14 protein-coding genes are annotated in these 23,490 nt (G+C 63.4%); 8 read left to right on the top strand and 6 right to left on the bottom strand.

The window, feature by feature from the left end; all coding sequences use genetic code 11:
• The first annotated feature begins 61 nt into the window (after positions 1-61).
• Entirely contained in the window at positions 62-2,734 is a 2,673-nt protein-coding gene (locus IE123_RS06965; RefSeq protein WP_189516492.1) for a nitrate/nitrite transporter, read from the top strand.
• Positions 2,735-2,756: 22 nt separating this feature from the next.
• Positions 2,757-6,545 carry a nitrate reductase subunit alpha gene (locus tag IE123_RS06960; RefSeq protein WP_189516490.1) on the top strand — a complete coding sequence of 1,263 codons (3,789 nt, stop codon included), beginning with the start codon at positions 2,757-2,759 and terminating at the stop codon, positions 6,543-6,545.
• Between the two features lie 198 nt (positions 6,546-6,743).
• On the opposite strand, the gene IE123_RS06955 is transcribed toward IE123_RS06960, so the two are convergent.
• The 5 genes from IE123_RS06955 to IE123_RS06935 all read right to left on the bottom strand — a co-directional run bounded on the left by IE123_RS06955 (position 6,744) and on the right by IE123_RS06935 (position 13,022).
• On the bottom strand, positions 6,744-7,802 hold the full coding sequence (locus IE123_RS06955; protein ID WP_189516488.1) for an acyltransferase family protein: 1,059 nt from the start codon (positions 7,800-7,802) through the stop codon (positions 6,744-6,746).
• A 213-nt stretch (positions 7,803-8,015) separates the two neighbouring features.
• Positions 8,016-9,776, bottom strand: a complete 1,761-nt coding sequence (locus IE123_RS06950) for an ABC transporter permease subunit (RefSeq protein ID WP_189516486.1) — start codon at positions 9,774-9,776, stop codon at positions 8,016-8,018.
• Positions 9,777-9,786: 10 nt separating this feature from the next.
• Positions 9,787-11,319: an ABC transporter substrate-binding protein gene (locus tag IE123_RS06945; protein WP_189516484.1), complete on the bottom strand. Its 1,533-nt coding sequence runs from the start codon at positions 11,317-11,319 to the stop codon at positions 9,787-9,789.
• Between the two features lie 24 nt (positions 11,320-11,343).
• Positions 11,344-12,198 carry an ABC transporter ATP-binding protein gene (locus IE123_RS06940; RefSeq protein WP_229819646.1) on the bottom strand — a complete coding sequence of 285 codons (855 nt, stop codon included), beginning with the start codon at positions 12,196-12,198 and terminating at the stop codon, positions 11,344-11,346.
• The gene (locus tag IE123_RS06935; RefSeq protein WP_189516482.1) at positions 12,186-13,022 is read right to left on the bottom strand and encodes an ATP-binding cassette domain-containing protein; all 837 of its coding nucleotides are present in this window, start codon (positions 13,020-13,022) and stop codon (positions 12,186-12,188) included. Before IE123_RS06935 ends, IE123_RS06940 begins: the two co-directional genes overlap by 13 nt.
• A 201-nt stretch (positions 13,023-13,223) precedes the next feature.
• Between IE123_RS06935 and IE123_RS06930 the strand changes: the two genes are divergently transcribed.
• The 4 genes from IE123_RS06930 to IE123_RS06915 all read left to right on the top strand — a co-directional run bounded on the left by IE123_RS06930 (position 13,224) and on the right by IE123_RS06915 (position 18,587).
• Complete coding sequence (locus IE123_RS06930; RefSeq protein ID WP_189516480.1) at positions 13,224-13,577, top strand: DUF488 domain-containing protein; 354 nt, start codon at positions 13,224-13,226, stop codon at positions 13,575-13,577.
• Between the two features lie 130 nt (positions 13,578-13,707).
• The gene (locus tag IE123_RS06925) at positions 13,708-15,822 is read left to right on the top strand and encodes a putative phage tail protein (RefSeq protein ID WP_189516478.1); all 2,115 of its coding nucleotides are present in this window, start codon (positions 13,708-13,710) and stop codon (positions 15,820-15,822) included.
• Positions 15,823-15,965: 143 nt separating this feature from the next.
• Positions 15,966-18,038: a TonB-dependent receptor family protein gene (locus tag IE123_RS06920; protein ID WP_373295797.1), complete on the top strand. Its 2,073-nt coding sequence runs from the start codon at positions 15,966-15,968 to the stop codon at positions 18,036-18,038.
• A 165-nt stretch (positions 18,039-18,203) separates the two neighbouring features.
• Positions 18,204-18,587, top strand: a complete 384-nt coding sequence (locus IE123_RS06915; RefSeq protein WP_189516476.1) for a hypothetical protein — start codon at positions 18,204-18,206, stop codon at positions 18,585-18,587.
• Between the two features lie 82 nt (positions 18,588-18,669).
• Here IE123_RS06915 and IE123_RS06910 read toward each other — a convergent pair whose 3' ends face one another.
• Complete coding sequence (locus IE123_RS06910; RefSeq protein ID WP_189516474.1) at positions 18,670-20,709, bottom strand: glycerophosphodiester phosphodiesterase family protein; 2,040 nt, start codon at positions 20,707-20,709, stop codon at positions 18,670-18,672.
• A 435-nt stretch (positions 20,710-21,144) separates the two neighbouring features.
• Here IE123_RS06910 and narH point away from each other — a divergent pair, with 435 nt between their 5' ends.
• Positions 21,145-22,746, top strand: a complete 1,602-nt coding sequence (gene narH / locus IE123_RS06905; RefSeq protein WP_189516472.1) for a nitrate reductase subunit beta — start codon at positions 21,145-21,147, stop codon at positions 22,744-22,746.
• Positions 22,739-23,473 carry a nitrate reductase molybdenum cofactor assembly chaperone gene (gene narJ, locus IE123_RS06900; protein WP_189516470.1) on the top strand — a complete coding sequence of 245 codons (735 nt, stop codon included), beginning with the start codon at positions 22,739-22,741 and terminating at the stop codon, positions 23,471-23,473. The genes narH and narJ overlap by 8 nt, the downstream gene beginning before the upstream one ends.
• The last annotated feature ends 17 nt before the right edge of the window (positions 23,474-23,490 follow it).

The raw sequence follows: 23,490 nt of genomic DNA, 5'->3' as shown, positions 1-23,490 counted from the left end.
CCGCGCCATCTCCCGCACAGTAGTCCCTGACGCCACCTTCCTTTGGCATGAGGGCACCATCATGAGGGCAGACACCGCTTCCCCCCCACGCTCGCAGCAGCGACGCGCACTGGGTCTCTCGACGCTGGCCTTCACACTCTGCTTCGCGGTCTGGACGATCTTTTCCATCATCGGTATCCATCTGCGACACGAGTTTGGCCTTTCCGATACGCAGCTGGGGCTTTTGATGGCCACGCCGGTCCTGACCGGCTCCATCAGCCGGCTGTTTCTGGGCATCTGGACCGACCGCTTCGGCGGGCGCCGGGTGTTCAGCCTGCTCATGCTGGTCAGCGCCGCCTGCGTGTATCTGCTCACCTTCGCCACAAGCTACGCCATGCTGCTGCTGGCAGCGCTGGGCGTGGGGCTGGCCGGCGGCGGCTTCATCGCCGGGGTCGCCTATACCTCAGCCTGGTACAGCGCCGACAGGCAGGGTACGGCACTGGGCATTTTCGGCGCTGGCAACGTGGGCGCGGCCATTACCAACTTTGCCGCGCCCTTTCTGCTGCTGGCGATGGGCTGGCAGGGTACGGCGCTGGTCTATGCCACCGTGCTGGCGCTGGCCGGCGTGGCGTTTTTTGTGCTGGCGAAGGAAGACCCGCAGCACGCCCAGCGCCGGGCACCGGTACCACTGAAGACGCAGCTGGCACCCCTTGCCGAGATGCGCGTCTGGCGCTTCTCGCTGTACTACTTCTTCGTCTTTGGCGGTTTCGTGGCGCTGGCCCTGTGGCTGCCCCACTACCTGATGGAGGTCTACGGCCTGGGTATCGCCGCGGCCGGCATGGTGGCCGCGCTCTATTCGGTACCGGCGTCGCTCTTTCGCATTCTCGGCGGTGTGATGTCGGACCGCATCGGCGCGCGCCGCGTGATGTACTGGACGCTGGGCATCTCGGCGCTGTGTCTTTTGGTGCTGAGCTACCCGCCGAGCCGGTTTCTGGTCGATGGCGTACGCGGTGAGGTCAGCTTCGCCCTTTCCACGCCGCTGTCACTGTTTATCGTGCTGATCTTCGTGCTCGGTTTTTTCATGTCACTGGGCAAGGCCGCCGTGTTCAAGCACATTCCGGTCTATTACCCCCACCATGTGGGCGCCGTCGGTGGCGTGGTCGGCATGGTCGGCGGGCTGGGCGGCTTCTTCCTGCCGCTGACGTTCGGCATGCTCAATGACGTGGTCGGCATCTGGCAGAGCTGCTTCATGCTGCTGTTTGTGGTGGTCATCGCGGCGCTGGCGTGGATGCACTACGCCATTACCCGCGCCGACAACAAGAGCTGGGGCCGCGCCGAGCGCAGTACCGATCTGCCGGAACTCGCCGCTCCCAGCGCCATGACACTGACCGAGTGGCATCCGGAAGACGAGACCTTCTGGCAGACCACCGGGGCCCGCATTGCCCGACGCAACCTGTGGATCTCGATTCCCAACCTGCTGCTGGCCTTTGCGGTGTGGTCGATCTGGAGCATCCTGGTAGTGCGCCTGCCCCAGCTCGGCTTTGGCTACAGCCCCAATCAGCTCTTCTGGCTGGCCGCGCTGCCGTCGCTTTCCGGCGCGACGCTTCGCATCTTCTACAGCTTCATGGTGCCAATCTTTGGCGGACGCCGCTGGACGGCCATCTCGACGGCTTCCCTGCTGCTGCCGTGCCTGTGGATCGGCGTGGCGGTACAGCATCCTGATACGCCCTACAGCGTGATGCTGATCCTGGCGCTTTTGTGCGGCTTCGGTGGCGGCAACTTCGCCTCCAGCATGGCCAACATCAGCTTTTTCTACCCGCAGGCCAAAAAGGGCACCGCCATGGGCCTGAATGCAGGCCTGGGCAATCTGGGTGTCTCCGCCCTGCAGCTGATCGGCCCGCTGGTCATTGCCACCAGCGTACTGGGCCCGATGGCCGGCGACCCATTGATTGCGCAGCAGGGGGCCTACACCGGTGAGCCGGTATGGCTGCAGAACATCGCCTTCATCTGGGTGCCGCTGATTGCCATCGCCGCGATCGCGGCCTGGTTTGGCATGCACGACATCGCCTCGGCGAAATCCTCGTTCCGCGATCAGGCGGTGATCTTCAAGCGGCTGCACAACTGGCTGATGAGCTGGCTGTATCTGGGCACCTTTGGCAGCTTCATCGGCTTTGCCGCAGGCTTTCCGCTGCTCTCCGGCATGCAGTTTCCCGACGTCGACCCGACCCGCTACGCCTTTCTGGGCCCGCTGGTCGGCGCACTGGCCCGGCCGCTGGGTGGCTGGCTGGCCGACCGTCTTGGCGGGGCGCGGGTCACGCTGTGGAATTTCGGTCTGATGGTGGCCGGCGTACTCGGCGTGCTGTTCTTCCTGCCCGGTGGGGATCAGGGCCAGAGCGGCAGCTTCGTCGGCTTTTTCCTGATGTTTTTGATCCTGTTCGTGGCCACCGGCATCGGCAACGGTTCTACCTACCGCATGGTGCCGGTCATCTTCTTCAATCAGCGACGCCAGGCCCTGGGGGAAGGGCATCTGGAACGCGTCCGCACAGAGGCCAATCGCGAATCGGCCGCCGTTCTGGGCTTCATCTCGGCCGTGGCGGCCTACGGCGGCTTCTTCATTCCCAAGGCCTACGGCACTGCCACGGCACTTTCCGGCAGCGTGGCGCCGGCCCTGTACGGCTTCATCCTCTTCTATCTGAGCTGCATGGTGCTGACCTGGTGGTATTACGCCCGTCGTAACGCCCCGGCGCCCTGCTGATCAATCTCGTGGAGACCTGACAATGAGCTATTTCCTCGACCGTTTGCAGTACATGAAAAAGATTCGCACGTCCTTTTCCGGCGAGCACGGCGAGCTGCGCGAAGAAAATCGTGACTGGGAAGACGGCTACCGCGCCCGCTGGCAGCACGACAAGGTGGTGCGCTCCACCCACGGGGTGAACTGTACCGGTTCGTGCAGCTGGAAGATCTACGTCAAGAATGGCCTGGTCACCTGGGAAACCCAGCAGACCGACTACCCGCGCACCCGGCCCGACCTGCCCAACCACGAGCCGCGCGGCTGCCCGCGTGGGGCGAGCTACTCCTGGTATCTCTACAGCGCCAACCGGCTCAAGTATCCGCTGGTGCGCCAGACCCTGATTCGCCTGTGGCGTGACGCCCTGAAGCAGCATCCCGACCCGGTGGATGCCTGGGGCTCGATTGTCGAAGACCCGGAAAAGACCGCGCAGTACAAGAAGGCCCGCGGCATGGGCGGCTTCGTGCGCGCCGACTGGGAGGAGATGCAGACCCTGGTGGCGGCGTCCAACGTCTACACCGCCAAGCAGTACGGTCCGGACCGCATCACCGGCTTCTCGCCGATTCCGGCCATGTCGATGGTCTCCTACGCCGCCGGTGCGCGCTATCTGTCCCTGATCGGCGGGGTATGCCTGTCGTTTTATGACTGGTACTGCGACCTGCCGCCGGCCAGCCCCCAGACCTGGGGCGAGCAGACCGACGTACCGGAATCCGCCGACTGGTACAACTCGAACTACATCATCGCCTGGGGCTCCAACGTGCCTCAGACCCGTACCCCGGATGCGCACTTTTTCACCGAGGTGCGTTACAAGGGCACCAAGACGGTCGCCATCACGCCGGACTACGCCGAAGTCGCCAAGCTCTGTGATGAATGGATCAGCCCCAAGCAGGGCACCGACTCGGCGCTGGGCATGGCCATGGGCCACGTGATTCTGAAAGAGTTCTACCTCGAGCGTCAGAGCGCGTACTTCACCGACTACGTGCGTCGCTACACCGACATGCCGATGCTGGTACAGCTGGAGGCACGCGAGGATGGCAGCTACGTGCCCGGCCGCCAGCTGCGCGCGGCGGACTTTGACGAAGCCCTGGGTCAGGACAACAACCCCGAGTGGAAAACGGTGGCCTGGGATGAGCACCGCCAGCAGCTCGTGGTGCCGCGTGGTTCGATCGGTTTCCGCTGGGGCGAGGCCGAGGAAGGCCGGGGTCGGTGGAATCTTGAATCGCTGGATGCCGAGGGCGAAGAGATCCACCTGCGTCTGTCCCAGGCTGAAGATCATGACCGGGTCGTCCGAGTCGGTTTCCCCTACTTCGGCCACATCAAGCACGTGCATTTCAACCATGTCGATGGCAACGACGTGCTCTATCACCACCTGCCGGCCCGACGCCTGACGCTGGCCGATGGCAGTGAAACGCTGGCCGTGACCGTGTTTGACCTGATGGTGGCCAACTACGGCATCGACCGCGGCCTTGCCCTGAGCGATGGCGAGGCGGGTGAAGATGACGGCGCCACATCGCTGGATCAGATGCGCCCCTATACGCCCGTCTGGCAGGAAGCAATCACCGGCGTACCGGCGGCGCAGATCACCCGCCTGGCGCGCGAGTTTGCCGACAACGCCGACAAGACCCACGGACGCTCGATGATCATCGTTGGTGCCGGGCTCAACCACTGGTACCACATGGACATGCAGTACCGCGGCCTGATCAACATGCTGATCATGTGCGGCTGCATCGGTCAGAGCGGCGGCGGCTGGGCCCACTACGTGGGTCAGGAGAAGCTGCGCCCGCAGACCGGCTGGACACCGCTGGCCTTCGGCCTAGACTGGAGCCGGCCGGCGCGTCAGATGAACGGCACCTCGTTTTTCTACAACCACTCAAGCCAGTGGCGTTTTGAAAAGGTCGAGGTCAAGGAGCTGCTCTCACCGCTGGCCCGCCGCGAGGACTATTCCGGCAGCCTGATCGACTTCAACGTGCGCGCCGAGCGCATGGGCTGGCTGCCTTCCGCCCCACAGCTGGGCACCAACCCGCTGCGCCTGGCCGGTGCTGCCGAGGCGGCCGGCCAACCACTCAAGGACTACGTGGTCGACCAGCTCAAGAGCGGTGGCCTGCGCTTTGCCTCCGAGGACCCGGACAATCCGCAGAACTTCCCGCGCAACATGTTTATCTGGCGATCCAACCTGCTGGGCAGCTCCGGCAAGGGCCACGAATACATGCTCAAGTACCTGCTGGGCACCCGGCACGGGTTGCAGGGCAAGGATCTCGGCGAGACGGGTGGCACGCTGCCGGAGGAAGTGCAGTGGCGCGATGAGGCTCCCGAGGGCAAGCTCGACCTGCTGGTGACGCTCGATTTTCGCATGTCGACCACCTGTCTCTACTCCGATGTGGTGCTGCCCACGGCCACCTGGTATGAGAAGGACGATCTCAATACCTCGGACATGCACCCCTTCATTCACCCGCTCACCGCGGCTACTGATCCGGCGTGGGAATCCCGCAGCGACTGGGAGATCTACAAGGGTATCGCCAAGGCCTTCTCCCGCGTCTGTGTCGGGCATCTGGGCGAGGAGACCGACCTGGTCACCCAGCCGCTGATGCACGACACCCCCGGGGAGCTGTCGCAGGTGGATGTTCACGACTGGAAGCGCGGCGAGTGCGAGCCCATCCCCGGGCGCACCATGCCGGATCTGATGACGGTCAAGCGTGACTATCCGGCCACGTTTGAACGCTTCACCTCGGTCGGCCCGCTGCTGGATACGCTGGGCAACGGCGGCAAGGGCATCAGCTGGCCTACCGGTCCCGAGATCGAGCTTTTGGGTCAGCTCAACCGCTGCAAGGACGACGGTCCGGCGAAAGGGCGCCCGATCATCGACAGCGCCATCGATGCTGCCGAGATGATCCTCACACTCGCCCCGGAAACCAACGGCAAGGTGGCCGTGCGTGCCTGGGAGGCACTGTCGAAGATCACCGGGCGTGAGCACGCGCATCTGGCCCTGCCCAAGCACGAGGAGAAGATTCGTTTTCGTGACGTGGTCGCCCAGCCGCGCAAGATCATCTCAAGCCCGACCTGGTCAGGCCTTGAGGATGAGCACGTCTCCTATAACGCCGGGCATACCAACGTGCATGAGCTGATTCCGTGGCGCACCCTGAGCGGTCGTCAGCAGTTCTATCAGGATCACGCCTGGATGCGCGCCTTTGGCGAGAGTCTTTTGACCTATCGTCCGCCGATTGATACCCGCGCGGTGGTCGGTGTGACCAACCCGCCCGAGGACAACGGCAACCCGGAACTGGTGCTCAACTGGATCACCCCGCACCAGAAGTGGGGGATTCACTCTACCTATACCGATAACCTGTTGATGCTCACGCTCTCGCGCGGCGGGCCGGTGGTATGGCTCTCCGAGGAGGACGCTGCAACGCTGGGCGTTGCGGATAACGACTGGATCGATCTGTACAACGCCCACGGTGCGGTGGCCGCGCGTGCCATCGTCAGTCAGCGGGTGAAAACCGGCATGGCAATGATGTATCACGCCCAGGAGCGGATCGTGAACGTGCCCGGCTCCGAGGTCAGCGGTACCCGCGGCGGCATTCACAACTCGGTCACCCGCGTGTGTCCCAAACCGACCCACATGATCGGGGGCTATGCCCAGCTCTCCTACGGGTTCAACTACTACGGTACCGTTGGTTCCAACCGTGATGAATTCGTGGTGGTACGTCGCATGCACCACGTCAACTGGCTTGACGAGGAAGGCAACGACAGCGTGCAGGAACCGGTCGGAAAATCCTCCTGATCGGGCAGGTGTCGGCACAGGCCGCGCTGCAGGTGTCTGACTGACAGGCCCTGTGTACAGCACCCAAAAAGGCGCCCCTCATGTGAGGGGCGCCTTTCTCGTTTTCACCTGCTCGTTGTCAGTCGCCTCTATTCACCGCGCCACCACAGACTCGACGGCACACCGCCAGTATCGGCACTTGCCGGCAGGGCATTTTCGTTATGCGACAGGGCGCAGCAGATGGGTACGGTACGCGATACGTCGCATCGTATGGGGCATGGTGAACAGTGCCCGCCCGCCCCTGATGCGCAGCAGGCCGTGATAGATGAACAGGCAGACGGCCGCCACGGCGATGGTGGCAATGATGGGCTCCATGACCAGCAGAAAGGTGTTCACGGTCTCCGGCATATAAGGCGAGATAAAGCGCAACACCAGCCGGTGCATGACATAGATCGGCAGCGTCTGCCGGCCGACCATGCACAGATACGTCATGTTGACATGGCGACAGGCCAGAGCAAACAGATCAATCACGGTCGACACCATCACAAACCCCAGCAGCATCTCCACGCCCGGTGCCGTCAGGGCGCTGAAGTAACTGGCAAGCGCCAGCCCTGCGAGCGTCAATGCCGCCGTACAGGCAAAGCGCCTGAGATTGAATGCGGCATAGTGCGTCGTAATGATGTCCTTCGCGTAGGCCCCCAGCGCAAAGAAGACAAAATAACCGATCAGACTGCGCATTCCCCAGTTGGCAGGGTCGATGAAAAAGTACATGGCGATGTTGATCAGTACACCCAGCCCGATCGCGGCCACGGCGGAACGCATGACTTTTGCCACAACAAAATAGATCACCAGGGCGTACAGGTACCAAAGGGAAATATTGGCCGTCAGCATGCGTTCCAGCAAAAGCGTCAGGGTCATGTCGGCGTTGAAGCTGTTTTCAAACCAGGGGTTATCGGGCAGCAGGTGTGATACCGCGGCCCAGTAAATGACCGCCCACAGCACGTAGACCCACAGGAGGGAGGCAATCTTTTTGGTTCTGACCCTTCCCCAGCTGCGTCGAGTAATACTGGTGCTGGCCAGATAGCCGGAAATCAAAAAGAACAGCGGCATGCGCAGCGGCTTCAGCGCCGTGATGCCGATATTCCACACCGCGGCGATGGTGTGGCCTTCATGAATACCCTGATAGATGAAGATATTGAAGTGATACAGGATCACGGCAAGGATACACGCACCCTTTGCCGCATCGATCCACTCGATACGTTGTCCCTTGTTTTGCATAAGCCCTGCCTTATAAGTATTTTTTAAAGCAAGGACATGCTAATGAAGGCGCTGAAACCGTTTGTACCTTTTCGATTGCCTTAAGCGAAACTTTGTAACTTTTTGTATAAACCTGCCCGTCACAAGCGCTCATCGGGTACGTTCGTCATCGAAGGTCGACCGAAGGTGCCGGGAGGCCCCTGGCACCTTCTCACTCCCAGAAAGGAAGGGCGCTCAGCCGCGCCGCCACAGACTCGACAGCGACACCGCCAGCACCGACATCAGCACCAGTGCAAGCGAGGGCACCAGTACCGCCCAGGGCGCACGCTCCAGATAGGGAATGCCCTCGGCCAAAAGCAGCCCCCACTCCGGCGCCGGCGGGCGCGGGCCCAGTCCCAGAAAGCCGAGTGCAGCGAGCGCCAGCGCAATGCCGGGCAGGCGCAGCATGGCGTGGCGAAAGACGGGGCCAATGATGGCCGGCAGCACATAGCGACTCAGCAGGCGCCACCGCCCCACACCCAGCATGGGTGTAATGCGCACGTGGGCCTGGCCCAGCACTTCGGTGACCAGCGCCGCCGTATGGGCCGCCAGCGGCGCCCAGCTCACCAGCGTCACCGCAATGATGGCGCCGCTGGTGCTTGGCCCCATGACGCCGGCCACGATCAGCCCGGCAATCACCGGCGGGGTCGCGTTGGTGATCTCGATCGGCCCGGCCGCCAGGCGCGGCATCAGGCCGATCAGCACGCCCAGCACAAAGGTGATACTGACCACCACCAGCGCCATGCCCATGGTGGAAAGCGCGCCGTGACTGACGCGGGCCAGAATGTCGCGTCCGGTGCCGTCGGCGCCCAGCGGCAGATCCCAGCTCGGGGGCTGCAGGCGAATATGGGCGGAGGTGAGTGGATCACGCGTGATGCCGGCCACAATGATGATCACCAGCAGCAGCGCCACCACACCCGGCACCAGCCAGGGCCAGCGCCCGGGATGATGCTCATGACGGGTCACCGGCATGGCACCGGCGCGCAGGGTACGCCCCAGCAGCAGGGTGCGACCAAGGCCGGCCGCCCCGCCGAGTACCACGGCAATCGCCAGCAGCAGCAGAATGCCGGTCTGAAGCGCCGGCAGATCCTGTGCCGAGGCTGCCCCCAGCGTCGCCCGCCCGAGCCCGGGAATCGAGAACACCTGCTCGACGGCAATCGCACCGCCGGTCAGCCCCACGATCACCAGTCCCACCTGGGGCAGCAGGCTGGGCAGGGTGCGCTTGAGCACGGCGAGTGCAATGCGACGCCGCCCGAAGCCCGCCACGTGCCAGGTCGCCACCCAGCGCTCGGAAAAGCTCGCCGTCAGGCCATCGCTGAACAACCTCCCCAGCAGCCCGCCGGCCGGCAGCCCGAGCGCCAGCGCCGGCAGCACCATATGGCGTGCCTCACCCCAGCCGTAGGGCGGCAGCCAGTTGAGCCCGGCGGCGAAGATCACCAGCAAAAGCGCAGCGAGCAGAAACTCCGGCAGCGCGGTCAGCGTGGCGCCCACCACGCCGGAAGTGGGCGCCGGCTCGCCCAGCAGGCCGCGACGCACGGCCGTCACACACAGCGCCATGGTCGTCACCAGCGCCACCAGCAGGGCGCCGAGCATCAGCATCAATGACACGCCGGTGGCCTCAAGCATGCCGGGCAGCACCGGCCCACCGGAGATCCACGACAGCCCGACGTCACCGTGCATCAGCCCCCAGAGCCAGTGTCCGAGTTTTTCCCATGGGCTCATGTCGAGCCCGAGCTGGGTTCTAATGGCCTCCAGCGCCTCGGGCGTGGGGTTCTGATCACCGGCGCGGGCACGCAGGATGCTCAGCGCCGGGTCGCGTCCGGACAGCCAGGGCAGCAGTCCGACCAGCACCACCACGGCGGCCAGCGTCACCAGTCGGGAGAGGGTAGGCACCAGCGTGCGCAGGCTGGCCGCCAGCACGGGTGGTCGGGCGATCACGGCTCCGGTAGTGCTCATGCTCTCTTCCCTAGCGCGTTGCGGCGCCAAGGCGCGTGTGCTCGGAGATCAGCTCGCGCTCGCGCGGGTCGCGCACGGCCTCATGAACCCGCGCGGCCTCGCCCTGGATCACGCGCTCGTGCAGCATCGGCACGGCAGCGTCCGTGGCCAGAATGGCCGCTTCGGCATCGATGATCGCCTGACGGCGCGCCTCCCCGGTGGGCAGGTCGGCGGCGAGGGAAAGCGCTTCATCAACGGTCGGGTCGCAGAGCTGGGCAATGTTGAAGGAGCCCTCGCAGGCGAAGTCGCTGTACATGTAGGCGACCGGGTCACCGGAGTCGAGCATGGTCGCGCGCGAGAGGATCACGGCGTCAAACGCCCCGGCGAGCATGTCCGATTCGATATGGGCGTACTGGCGCACCTCCTGATGGACCGTAAAGCCCGCCGCCTTCAGCTGCTGCTCCAGCAGCACCGCCACTTCAGGAAGCTCCGCCCGATCGGTGAAGGTGCCCAGCGTGATGTCGGCGCCGTTGGGCGGTGCAGCATCCGCACGGCCCTCGATCGGCGAGCGCAGGCCATCGGCCCAGGCCAGCGCCGGGCCCAGCAGGCCGCGGGCCACGTCGGCGCGGCCTTCATAGACCGTTCTCACAATGGCCTCGGCATTGAGCGCCTCACGGGCAGCAGCGCGCATGGCCGGGTCCTGGAAGGGGCCCTTTTCGGTATTGAGATAGAGCGTGTTGGTACGCGGCATCGGCACCTCATGGACCAGCTCCGGGTCGATCAGCGCGACCTGGGAGACCGGTACGGCCTCGACCACATCAGCCGTGCCGGTGCGCAGCGCCGCGGCCCGCGCGGTACCGTCGGGCACATAGTCGGCGTCAATGCCGGCAAGCGCGGCGCGCTCGCCCCAGTAGTCGTCATAGCGATCCAGCCGCGCGCTCTGGGTGCCGTTGATCTCCTTCAACACGAACGGCCCGGTGCCGGCCTCGATCGGGTTGACCCGGCCATCCTCGCCGTAGGCCTTCGCCGCCATGATGGCCAGCTGCGGGCTCGAGAGGCGGTTGGGCACCAGCGGGTCGGCATGTTCGGTGCGTACCCGCACGGCGTGCTCGCCATCGGCCTCGATGGTCATCTTCACGCCATCAAGAATGCGCGGGCGCGGTGCGGCGCGGGTGGCCGCCGTCAGGGCGTGCACGACCTGCTCAGAGGTCAGCGGCGTGCCGTCATGGAAGGTGACGTTGTCGCGAATCTCGAAGCGCCAGGTGCGCTCATCGATCTGTTCCCACTCGGTGGCCAGAAACGGCTGCGGGTCACCGTCATCATCCAGCCGCACCAGGGTCTCGGCGGTGCGCCAGCGCGAGAGCTTGAAGGCGTCATCGGTCAGCGGATTGAGCCCCGAGCGCGGCGGCTGAAGCATGGCCACGCGCACGCGGTTGTTACCGGCCTGCTCGCCGGCCGCTTCCTCTGATGACTCCTCCTGCTGACAGCCGGTGAGCAGGGCCAGTGACAGGACCCCGAGCGATAGATAAAAGGTGGACCGATAAAACGCGCGGCGAAGGGTCAAGAGGGCTCTCCAAAGCAGTGGGTATCAGGAAACGGGGTGAAGGACAGTCGCGGACGCCGGCGTCATGGCGGCATGGTCCAGATGCGCGGCGCGCACCAGCGCTCGGGTGTGGTCGTGCGCGGGAGCGTCAAAGAGCGCCGCCGTGGAGCGGTCCTCGATGATGGCGCCGTCATGCAGGATGAGCGTGCGCTCACACAGCCGCGGCATGACGGAGAGATCATGGGAGATGATCAAAAAGGCCGTGCCATCCAGACGGCTCATGTCATCAAAGAGCTGCATGACACGGGCGCGCACCGGCAGGTCCAGCCCGCTGAGCGGCTCATCGGCCAGCAACAGGCGCGGGCGCAGCGCCACGGCGCGGGCGATCGCCACGCGCTGGGCCTGACCGCCGGAGAGTGCTCCGGGGCGGGCGCTTGAAAACTTCCGGTCCAGCCCGACCCGGTCCAGCGCTTCATCGATGCGCCGGGCGTGGTTGTCTGCCACGTTCAGACGCACCAGCGGCTCGCGAATCAGATCACGCACGCTCATGCGCGGGTCCAGCGAAGCGGCCGGGTCCTGGGGAATGTACTGCACCAGCCGGCGATACCAGCGCAGCGCGCGTACCGAGGCCGGGCGCACGGGCTGCCCCTGACAGGTGATGGTGCCGGCATCGGCGCCTTTCAGTGCCAGCAAAAGGTTCAAAAGCGTCGTCTTGCCGGCCCCCGAGACGCCGGCCAGGCCAATGCGCTCGCCGGGGCGAATCGACAGGTTGATGTCACGCAGGATCGTGCGGCTCTGCCGCCCGCGCCAGAACGCCAGGCTCGGCTGGTGGAGATGCTTGTAAAGTCCTTCGGCGCACAGCAGGGGCGCCGACGCCTGGCTTGAGTTTACGCCGTGCACAACAGCCCCTCGCGAGCATCAAAGTCGGGCGCCCAGGGCACCGTGCCGGGAGCGCTATCGCGCAGCGCGCGCACCAGCTGTCGCGAGAAGTGATGCTGCGGGTTGGCGATGATGTGGGTCAGCGTGTTGCTTTCGACCAGCCGGCCTTCATCGATGATGACCGCGCGCTCGCACAGCCGACAGGCCGCGCCGATGTCATGGGAGATGAACAGCAGCGCCGGGGTATCCGCCGTGCCGGTGCACTCGCGCAAAAGTGTCAGCACTTCCTCCTGGGTGAGCACGTCCAGCGCGGTGGTGGGCTCATCGGCCACGATCAGCGCCGGCCTGCAGGCCAGCGCCAGCGCCATGCAGATGCGCTGGCGCTGACCGCCGGAAAGCTCGGCCGGCGAGCGCTGCAGGATGTCATCGATGCGTTCCATGTTCATGCCGGCGAGCATGGTTCTCGCAGCCTCCATGGCGCTCTTGCGGGAGAGGCCGTGAAAGCGCATGAAGGGTTCACGCAGCTGCGCGCCGACGCTGACCAGCGGGTTGAGCGCCGAGTGGGTGTCCTGAAAGACCATGCCCGAGCGCGACTGCGGCGAACGCCTCGTAGCGCGAATATCGGCCACTTCCACGCCGTTGATGCACACGCTGCCATCGATATGCACCGAGTGCGGCGACAACCCCAGAATGGCACCGGCGGTCAGTGACTTGCCCGACCCCGATGGCCCCAGCAGACAGACCCGCTCGCCTGCGGCCACATGAAAGCACAGATCGCTTACCACCGGCTGTCCATCCACCCGGATGCACAGCTCATTGACCCTTAGCACGGCATCACTCGACATGTTCAACGCACGCCTCTGACAGTCTGCATGGCTTGTTATTCGAAAGGTTATATCATAACAATCAAGGTATTGTATTGTGATTGTCTTAAGTCTTTAGGCGTGTCTGCCAGCTCCACAGGGTGCGACAAAAGGCATCTCTGCCGGTTGAATTCACACCTGCTAATGTCATTGGGACATCATGACCCCACCGCAGGAGGCGACATGCAGATTCAGCTCAAGCGTATTTATGACCAGCGCGACAGCGATGACGGCTACCGGGTGCTGATTGACGGCATGTGGCCGCGGGGCGTGGCAAAGGAGGACGCCCATATCGACGAGTGGTGCCGCGAGATTGCGCCCTCAAGGGATCTTCTCAAGTGGTTTGGCCACGACCGCGACCGCTGGAAAGGCTTTTATGACGCCTACCGCAGGGAGCTGCGCGAGGGGGACTCAACGCTTCCCCAGACCCTGCGCGAGCACGCGCAAAACGAAGGGCTGACGCTGCTTTATGCGGCAAGGGACGAGGAGTGCAACAACGCCGTGGTGCTCAGGGACTTTTTAAAGCGCACCCATTGAAGGCGGCCTCAATCTACAGCATTCGGCCGCTGTGACAGCATTCGCCAGTACTTTAAGGCTGCCGGCCCTCTTGTCGCGTCGTGAGGCGCTACACTTCTCCCCACCGAGAAGCACCCCACAAGAGGCCCCCATGGCGATGACCATGACCGACCAGCAACTGCGCGATCAGGTGTATGCGACGATCAACGATATCGAGCAGATGCATTCCAGCGGCCTGGAAGTGCTTGAAGAGCTGCCCGATCAGACCGTCACCCTGGCTGACGGCACCAGGGTGCCCTCCCTGCGCGACCATGCCCGGGGCCTCGTCGATGGCTGGCGTCAACAGCCGCCCCCTGCGCCGCCCGAAGGCAGTGACACCCCGGGCGTCATGACTGCCAGCCCCTATGAGGCCGTCATCCAGCGCTTGCTGATCGATCGTCTGAAGGATGTGGTCATGCGTCCCATCCCGGTAACCCACATGGCCGGACTGCGCGAACGCACACCGCTGTACACGGGAGAGCGTGTTGCGACGACCTTTTATGTCGTGCCCGGCTTCGGTGGCGGTGTCTATGCCCATGACCCGGCAGATACGTCCAGCGCCGACAACGGCGGCAGTGTCATTGTGACGGCCCAGGGCGCGCGCTATAAGCGCGAGTGGGGCGAGACGCCCCGAGGCTGCGTGCTGGCCTGGGGCCTTGATCCGACAGGCGATCAGGACAACGCCGATCACAACGCCGAGCGCCTGCAGGCGCTGGTCGATGAGTGCAGGGCGCACTGTGACACGCTGACCCGGACCGTCATGTTCCCCAGCGAAGGCAACTTCGTGTTCGGTAGAACCGTGAACATGCACCAGCGCCTGACCGTCATGTCCAGCGGACAGCAATGGGCGCACTTTGGCAGTAACAGCAGGGGCGCCGCGCTCAGGTTGAAGAACAACGCCGACAGTGGCCCCGTCCTGGAGGGCGTTTACAACGCTTTCGGACTGGCGTTCTTCGCGCCGGAAGTCAAAGGGGAGGGCGCCGTCTATCACGGCATCAAGCTGGACGGCTACGTCAACAAGATCGAGCGCTGTACCTTTAACGGCGTCGGTGACGCCATTGGCGCAGCGTCGCTGGTTAACGTTGACGTCGTGCGCTGTCATTTTATCGGCGTTGACCGTGGTCTGGCCTGTGACACCGATGCTCTCTGCACCACCATCACCATGGAGGGCAACCTGTGCCAGTACACAAGGCACCTGTGCTACATCGCGGGCGAGCTTTGGGGCAGCCGCTTTAACGGCAACACCTGGGAAGTATGCTCCGGTGAGCTGGTGGTCGCCAAAACCCTCTTCAACTGCTCCTTTACCATGAACTGGTACGAGCGTGGCGGTGGTAGCGAGGATCAGCCGCTGCACCCCATCCGCAGCCTGATGAATCAGCAGATCAAGAAATGTGTCGCCTTCGGCAACTCCTTCCATCACGGCCACTGGGAGCGATTTGATCATGGCCCGGGGGGAGCCCGAAGTGGACGCATGGGCGGCGCGGTACTCGACAGTGGCGATCTTCTGCTGTCCGAAAGCACCGGGTCAGGCGTCCGCTTGAGTGTTGACGGCCTGTATCAGGAGATGGATGACTGGAAACCCGCCAGACCCTTTCAGATCAAAAGCACCGGCAACGAGTACGGCGGCATGCCCCTTGACCTGGACGCGGCAGGCGCCCTGCGCCTGACCACGCGCAACGGCTCCATCGAGCTCAAATCCGGCGACAGCGAACCATCGAAAACCAGACTGCGCTGGGCGCGCCGGATCCTTGCCGAGGAAGGGATTGATGCTCATGTCGAGCACGGGATCGACCGCACCGGTGCCCTGTCGACGACGATTCCGTTCAAGCAGACCAATCCGGAGGCCCCGGAAGACGCCACAGGCGACGAGCGCTGCCGGATCGGTACGACGAAGCAGGCCACCCCCTTCATGATTCGCTGGTCGGGCGCCTTCGAGCCGGGTCAGGGCGACAGACTGGAATCGGCGTATTTCGACTATTCAGAGTGTCATGATGACCACATTACGCTGGCCAGTGATCATATCGAGACGCGCAACCCCAAGATCCTGGTGCAGGTCGAAAATGATCCCGATATCGAGTTCGAACGGTGGCAACCCATCAGCAGCTACAGCGGCAGCTGGGGTGCCTACCGGGTGGCCAAGGGGTTTCGCTTTTACTTTCGCCACAAGGACACCAAAGAGCGGGTCATCCCCCAGGCCTTTGTGGCCTTCATTCAGAGCGGCCAATAAACGGCCATTCGACAAGATCGCGCCCATGCGCGGAGCACCAAAACGATAACCATGCGACAGACCGGTATCTTCACCCCGCCAGAAGGTGAGTGCCTCGAACAAGACAACGACAACAACACGACAACCAACTTCAGGGGAACAATATGACAACACGCAGGACGCTGCTGCTGGCGCTGGCGGGCGCCATGACGGCGGGAACCGCCCATGGCGAAGAGATCGAGACGGTTGATGCCGTGGACAACACCGACGCCGTGGAGACGATGGTGATCAGCGCCCCGCGGCTGGCCCGCGAGCTTTACGACACGCCGGCGGCCGTGTCGACCGTCGAGCGAGAGAGCATCCGGCGCGGTCAGCAGCGCGTGCGGCTGGATGAATCGCTCGGGCAGGTGCCGGGCGTGTTCATCCAGAACCGCGACAACTTTGCCCAGGGCCAGCGCATCGCCATTCGCGGCTTCGGCGCCCGCGCGCCCTTCGGCGTGCGCGGCATCACCATTTTGATGGACGGCATTCCCTATACGTTGCCGGACGGTCAGGCCCAGATCGACGCGATTGATCTGGACAGCGCCGAGAGCATCGAGGTGATCCGCGGGCCGTCGTCGGTGCTCTACGGCAACGCCGCCGGCGGCGTGATCTCGGTGACCACCGCCGACGGCCGGAACAATCCCGGCACGCGCCTGCGTGTGGAGGGCGGCAGCGACGACTACAGGAAGGCCTCACTGCAGACCGGCGGCGCCAACGGTGACTGGTCGCACCACGTCAGCCTTTCGGCGCTGAACCAGAACGGCTACCGGGACCACAGCTCGGTGGAGAAGTACCTGCTCAACGCCAAACTGCGCCGCGAGCTGGATGAGGACCGCGCGCTGACCGCCATCGTCAATCTGCTCGACAACCCGCGCTCGGAAGACCCGGGCGGGCTGACCCGCGAGCAGGTCGGTGAGAAACGCCATCAGGCCGGCGCCTTTACCAAGGAATATGACACCGGTCAGAGCGTTGACCAGCAGGTGGTGGGGCTGCAGTACGAGGACCTTGCCGCCGGGCCCGGCGAGCTCTACGTGAAGGGGTTCTACAGCTGGCGCCACTTCGAGCAGCAGCTGCCCTATCCGGGTGACAGCCTGCTGGGCTATGACCGCGACTTCTTCGGCGCCAGCGCCGAGTACCATCAGACGCTGAGCCTGGGTGACATGCCGCTGCGCTACGTGGCCGGTGTTGATGCCGCCCATCAGCGCGATGACCGCTGGCGGCGCAATGTCGCCTTCAGCGGCAACGTCACCGGCAAGGTTGAAGACGAAACCCAGAGTGCCACCTCGACCGGGGTGTTTGTGCAGGGCGACCTCGACCTTGATGATCAGTGGACGGCATCCCTTGGCGCGCGCTACGACCGCGTGCGGCTCAAGATCAACGATGACCTGACCACCGAAGGCGACAACAGCGGTGACCGGGAATTCAACGAGTGGAGCGGCTCGGCGGGCCTGAGCTATCGCTACCTGCCCGACCATCAGGCCTACGTGAACACCGGTACCTCGTTCGAGACGCCGACCTTCTCGGAGTTTGCCAATCCCGCCGGGGGCGGCGGCTTCAATTCAAGCGTCGAGCCGCAAAAGGCGTGGAACCGCGAAATCGGCCTTCGCGGGCATTTCAACAACGGCCTGAACTACGACGTGGCGCTGTTCTCGGTACGGGTGCGCGATGAGCTGGTGCCCTATTCCCTGGAAGGCGATAACGATCGCACCTTCTACCAGAACGCCGGCGACACCAACCGCGACGGGCTGGAAGTGGCACTGGGCTGGCAGATCGATGAGACCTGGCGGCTCGATAGCGCCCTGACGCTGGCCCACTACCGTTTTGACAGCTTCGACGCCGACGGCGAGCGCCATGACAGCAACCGCATTCCCGGCTTGCCGGAGCAGACCTGGGTCAACTGGCTGACCTGGGAGGGGCAGGACCAACGCTTTGCCACGCTCGAGACCCAGTACATCGGCGACATGGTGGCGGACAACGCCAACGACGTGGACGTCGACAGCTACTGGCTGATCAACCTGCGCGCCGGCGAGGGCTGGCGGCTCGGCAATGATACGAACCTCAACGTCTACGCCGGCATTCGCAACCTGTTCGATCGGGAGCATTTTGCCAATACCCGCATCAATGCCAGCAACGATCGCTACTTCGAGCCGGCCCCGGGGCGGACCTTTTACGCCGGGCTGGAGGTCGGGTTCTAGATATCAGAGTTTGGACAGGAAACGGCCCGCGCTGGCGACGTGTTTGCCAGTGCAGGGCTGATCAGCTGCCCACCTGAGGCCGCCATGAGCCCTGCCGGTATCCGGTTTCGGAGCTACAGTATTGGCCAGAACCTCCGTCTCACCTGACAAAAGAGTGACTTCCCCATGAAAGCCCACCTTTGTTCGTTCGCCATTCTCGCTGCGCTTGCCGGCTGTACCGGTGAGGCACCTGACCACGCCGATGACGGGCTGGTGTTCGAATCCGGCAGCTATACGCATGCCATCGACAAAGACTGTGTCGACCGCATTGCCCTGGAGCATGACGAGGCATCGAAGCCGGTCGTTACGGTCGATCTGATTGACTCACCCGAGTGCAGCGGCGCACTCAGCGAATTTACCGACACCCACGTCGGTGATCCGATGGCGCTTCGGTTTGATGATGAGGTGCTGCTGCATGATGCCAACGCCGCCAGCCATCCCGACAACAGCTTTACCGTGCCGGTCGACAGCGGTGAACAGGGCCAGGCCATCGTGGAGTATTACCAGTAAGCGTTTGTGCCCCATGTCGTCATGAGGCATGGACGAGCGCACCTCAAAGGCCCCCGCCACCAGACAGGGGCCTGATCATGCCTTACGCCGCAGCCCACCACTCCTGACCCGGATCGACCAGCGCCACCACCTGGGCATAGTCATCGCTGGTGCCGATGTCCCAGGCCAGTTCCGCACGACTGATCTCTTCGTCTTCCAGCTTTTCGGTCCAGAACGCCAGACTCTCGTCATCGGGCGCCTGGCCCAGCACGTTGATATAGAGCGTCTGCACGAACTCGCTGTCATCGAGTGCATCACTGCGCTCACGGAACGTGGTGGTGTATTCCAGCCCACCGCCCAGATCTTCCAGCTCGATGCCACGGCGGCTAATGGTGGCGATGATGCTCTGTGTATCCGCGTCCGGCCCGTGGCCCAGAAAGGCACGTGAAACGCCGGAGTATTCCGCCTGCCCGGTGGCAAAAAGCCCCCAGCGTACATCGCTGTCGGTAAAGGCAACCTCCTGAATGTTGATCGCCTGGGTCTGATCGCCGCTGCGATCGGTGATTACGGCCCGACTGCCGACAATATCCATGCTGTAGTCATAGGCAGTACCGGGCAGCACCAGCACGTCGTGGCCGTAGCCACCGTCGATCATGTTCTGACCGCCACCGCTGTAGATCACGTTATCCCCGGCGTTGCCGGCGATGATGTTATTGCCCACGTGGCCCACCACGGTGGTGTCATCGGTACCGCGCAGCCGGGCGTTTTCCACATTAAACGGCAGGGTCAGGGTGCCGTCACCGCTATACAGCGCCACATCCAGCCCCGGGGTGCCGTGTGATGCGTTCAGCTCGCTGCTGTCGAGCACCAGCAGCTCGCGCAGGGCGATATCGCTGCGATCATGCGCGATGACACCTGCGCCGGCATCCAGCTGATCGATGATCTGACGTCCGTTGGCGGGAAAGTCGGTGAACACGCCGTCGATGCCGGTCGAGATCAGCCCGACATACTCCTCCACGGGCGTGCGCAGCGTGCCGTCCGGATGCAGCGCCTGAAAACTCTCCTCATTGCGCAGGGTGTAGGGCACCACCTCAAGACCCGCGGCGTGAGCGTTGGCCACCAGCGCACTCTGCACACCGGTCGCCACCTGACTGACCTGCGCCTGGCCATTGCCGTCCCCATCCACCGGTACCGACAGCTCGCGGGTCGGCAGGATCACGCTTTTCGACGGTCCCAGAATATCGGCGTAGCCGGCCACTGCCATGGCGCCTTCCGGCGTCCAGAGATCGCTATAGGTGGTCTCCGCCGTGACCCTGATATCCAGATCCTTGTAGGCACAGCGGTTGGCACCGTCATTGTCGCGATTGAGATTGTACTGGATGTCCCAGGGCGTGCCGCCACCGCCAATCAGCTGTACCAGCGGCAGATCCACACCCGCCTCCGGCATGATGGATTTATCCAGCCGCATCAGGTTTTCCACTTCGAACGACTGAATCGCCACGCGGTCGGGGTCGGTAAAATCCGCCGCCACCAGGGTATCGATCAGCCGCTGGCTGGTATCGATGTTGATCGGCTCACCGCTGAGCAGGGTGCCTTCCTTTGCAAAATACGTCGGATGCTTGAGCTCGGGCATGATGGCGATTTCGCGCCCGGTCTCGGCTTCCACCTCACGCACCAGCGCGATCATCTCCTCCAGGGTGGCGATCTCGAACTTGTCGTTATAGGCGATGTTGTCGCCGCGGATCTCGGGGATACGCTCGCGTGCGCCCATCGTCTTGAGCTCGGCCAGCGTGAAGTCCTCGGTGAACCAGCCCGAGTAATCACGACCGTCGATGCTTTTGGTGGTGTAGCGCTCCGCAAACTCGGGATGCTCGGCCACGTCGGTGGTGTCATTGAGCAGATTTTCGTGACGCGCGACCAGCACACCATCTTTTGTGGGTACCAGGTCAGGCTCGATGGTATCGGCGCCCTGCTCGATGGCCACGCGGTACGCCTCCAGCGTATGTTCGGGGCGGTAGCCGCTGGCGCCGCGGTGGGCGACGAGATCGAAATCATCGGCGCTGAAATCCGCCAGGCGAGCCATGTCGATATCAAAGGCGTCGCGGGGGGAGGTAGTGAGAAACGGACGGTCGAACAGGGGCATGGTGCGAATCCTCAACAAGGAAGTGGGAAAGACCTGCCGAATCGACGCTAGGCGCGGTAGATGACGGTTACAAGATGCTTGCGTGTCCGGTGCGTAATAACGGGTAGGAGAAAGTTTGCGGTGGGCAAGGTTGAGTAAGGGCAGTCAGCAACATCACAATCAAATCATTGCTAATATTTTGATTACCCCTAAAGAACCCCTGTCTCCTGAACTCCTTCCCAATCAATTCCTAAAAATTCATCAAACCACTGAATTTAAAGTTTTTATCCAGCGCCCCGCTATCTACCTCCAAAGAGGTATCCCCCGTTCCCGCCCCCGCCAGCCTTGACCTGCATCAAAACCACCATTGATCACCGCGCGCACGATTGGCCCCATAACTGCGCATCCTGTCGGTGGCGGACAGCCCAATGCGCAATCTTCCTGGAGGCCGTGATCATGAAAATTCGCTCACAGGTAGGCATGGTGCTGAACCTGGACAAGTGCATCGGTTGCCATACCTGCTCCGTAACCTGCAAGAACGTCTGGACCAGTCGCGAAGGCATGGAATATGCCTGGTTCAACAACGTCGAAACCAAGCCCGGTATCGGTTACCCGAAGGAGTGGGAGAACCAGCAGAAGTGGAAGGGCGGCTGGCTGCGGCGTGAGGATGGTGCCATTGAGCCCCGCATCGGCGGGCGCTTTCGCGTGCTGGCCAAGCTCTTTTCCAACCCCGAACTGCCCGAAATCGATGACTACTACGAGCCGTTTGATTTCGACTACCAGCACCTGCACCGCGCCGGCCCCGGCAAGCATCAGCCGGTGGCGCGTCCGCGCTCGCTGATCAGCGGTCAGCGCATGAAAAAGATCGAGTGGGGCCCGAACTGGGAAGAGATCCTGGGCACCGAGTTTGAAAAGCGCCGCAAGGACAAGAACTTCGATCGCATTCAGGCCGACATCTACGGGCAGTTTGAAAACACCTTCATGATGTATCTGCCCAGGCTCTGCGAGCACTGCCTGAACCCGGCGTGCGTGGCGTCCTGCCCGAGCGGGGCGATCTACAAGCGTGAAGAAGACGGCATCGTGCTGATCGACCAGGACAAGTGCCGCGGCTGGCGCATGTGCGTGTCGGGCTGCCCGTACAAGAAGATTTACTACAACTGGAAAAGCGGCAAATCCGAGAAGTGCATCTTCTGCTATCCGCGTATCGAATCAGGCATGCCGACCATCTGTTCGGAAACCTGTGTGGGCCGTATTCGCTCCATTGGTGTGCTGCTTTATGACGCCGATCGCATCGAGGAAGTCGCCGCCAGCCCCGATGAGCAGGATCTCTACCATCGCCAGTGCGAGATCTTCCTCGATCCAAACGACCCGGAAGTGATCGCTCAGGCCCGCCGCGACGGCATCGAAGAGAACGTGCTCGTAGCTGCTCAGGCCTCGCCGATCTACAAGCTTGCCATCGAATGGCAGCTGGCCCTGCCGCTGCACCCGGAATACCGCACCCTGCCGATGGTCTGGTATGTGCCGCCACTGTCACCGATTCAGTCCGCCTTTGACCTGGGCGATGTGCCTTCCGACGGCGTGCTGCCGGATATCGAATCGCTGCGTATTCCGGTGCGCTATCTGGCCAACCTGCTCACTGCCGGAGAAGAAGAACCCGTGGTCCGCGCCCTCAAGCGTTTGATGGCGATGCGCCTTTACAAGCGCGCCCAGCAGGTCGAAGGCCGCGAGGCCACCGAGGTGCTGGAAGCGGCAGGGCTGACCAAAGCCCAGATCGAGGAGATGTATCGTTATCTGGCGCTGGCCGATTTCGAGGACCGCTTCGTCATTCCGTCTACCCACCGGGAACAGGCCCGCGAGGCGTTCCCCGAACGCGGCGGCTGTGGCTTCTCGTTTGGTCAGGGCTGCAACGGCGGCGACAGCAACGGCAGCCTGTTTGGCGGGCGCAAGCATACCAGCACCCTGGTCAAGCCGGTGGTCTCGCACTACGAACCCGAGGTGGCGCGCTACGAGCCGGAAGAAGAAGCGCACGCCGGTGATGAGGAGAACCGCCATGCGTAGTCTGATCGTACTGGCACGGCTGCTGGATTACCCCACCAGGGCCCTGCAGCAGGCCGCCCCCGAGATGACGGCGGTGATCAAGGAAGAGACCCGGCTCTCGCCCCTGCGGCGGGAAACGCTGGTCGGCTGGATTCGCCGCATCGCTCAGGGCGATCTGCTCGATCTGCAGGCCGAATATGTAGCGCTCTTTGACAAGGGCCGCTCGACCTCGCTGCTGCTGTTTGAACATGTCCACGGCGAGTCGCGGGACCGCGGCCAGGCGATGGTCGATCTGCTGGCCCAGTATCGCGAGGCGGGGTTTGAACTCGATGCCCGCGAGCTTCCCGACTATCTGCCGCTGTTTCTGGAGTTTCTCTCGACGCGAGAAGAGGCCGAGATTGCCGGCCAGCTCGGTGAGATTGCCCATATTCTGGCGCGCCTGACGGCACGGCTCGAGGAGCGCGAGGCCGACCAGGCACTGGCCACGGCCACGCTTTTGGCGCTGATCGGTGCCGAGGATGAGATCACCGAGCATCAGGACAAGGTGCGCCAGGAAAAGCGTGATGACACGCCGGCGGCGCTGGATGCGGTGTGGGAAGAGGAAGCCGTGCGCTTTTCCGCTACCTCCGATCAGGACTGCGCGGTGCAGTCCGCAGCCGGGCAACGCCGCGCGCAGCAGCGCCAGAACGAGCGTGAACAGGTCTCACCGGTGCGCATGATGGATGCCGCCAGCGATCGTTGTCATTGAGCACCAGTCATTGAGCT

This window comes from Kushneria pakistanensis (assembly GCF_014652795.1).
GTDB lineage: Bacteria > Pseudomonadota > Gammaproteobacteria > Pseudomonadales > Halomonadaceae > Kushneria > Kushneria pakistanensis.
The sequence above is the reverse complement of the archived record's forward strand: the minus strand, read 5'-3'. Positions and strand labels throughout refer to the sequence as shown.

Bases quoted from the DNA above. Each gene is read 5' to 3' on its own strand.
- IE123_RS06965 (WP_189516492.1), top strand. From the start codon at position 62: ATGAGGGCAGACACCGCTTCCCCCCCACGCTCGCAGCAGCGACGCGCA.
- IE123_RS06960 (WP_189516490.1), top strand. From the start codon at position 2,757: ATGAGCTATTTCCTCGACCGTTTGCAGTACATGAAAAAGATTCGCACG.
- IE123_RS06955 (WP_189516488.1), bottom strand. From the start codon at position 7,802: ATGCAAAACAAGGGACAACGTATCGAGTGGATCGATGCGGCAAAGGGT.
- IE123_RS06950 (WP_189516486.1), bottom strand. From the start codon at position 9,776: ATGAGCACTACCGGAGCCGTGATCGCCCGACCACCCGTGCTGGCGGCC.
- IE123_RS06935 (WP_189516482.1), bottom strand. From the start codon at position 13,022: ATGTCGAGTGATGCCGTGCTAAGGGTCAATGAGCTGTGCATCCGGGTG.
- IE123_RS06930 (WP_189516480.1), top strand. From the start codon at position 13,224: ATGCAGATTCAGCTCAAGCGTATTTATGACCAGCGCGACAGCGATGAC.
- IE123_RS06925 (WP_189516478.1), top strand. From the start codon at position 13,708: ATGGCGATGACCATGACCGACCAGCAACTGCGCGATCAGGTGTATGCG.
- IE123_RS06920 (WP_373295797.1), top strand. From the start codon at position 15,966: ATGACAACACGCAGGACGCTGCTGCTGGCGCTGGCGGGCGCCATGACG.
- IE123_RS06915 (WP_189516476.1), top strand. From the start codon at position 18,204: ATGAAAGCCCACCTTTGTTCGTTCGCCATTCTCGCTGCGCTTGCCGGC.
- IE123_RS06910 (WP_189516474.1), bottom strand. From the start codon at position 20,709: ATGCCCCTGTTCGACCGTCCGTTTCTCACTACCTCCCCCCGCGACGCC.
- narH (WP_189516472.1), top strand. From the start codon at position 21,145: ATGAAAATTCGCTCACAGGTAGGCATGGTGCTGAACCTGGACAAGTGC.
- narJ (WP_189516470.1), top strand. From the start codon at position 22,739: ATGCGTAGTCTGATCGTACTGGCACGGCTGCTGGATTACCCCACCAGG.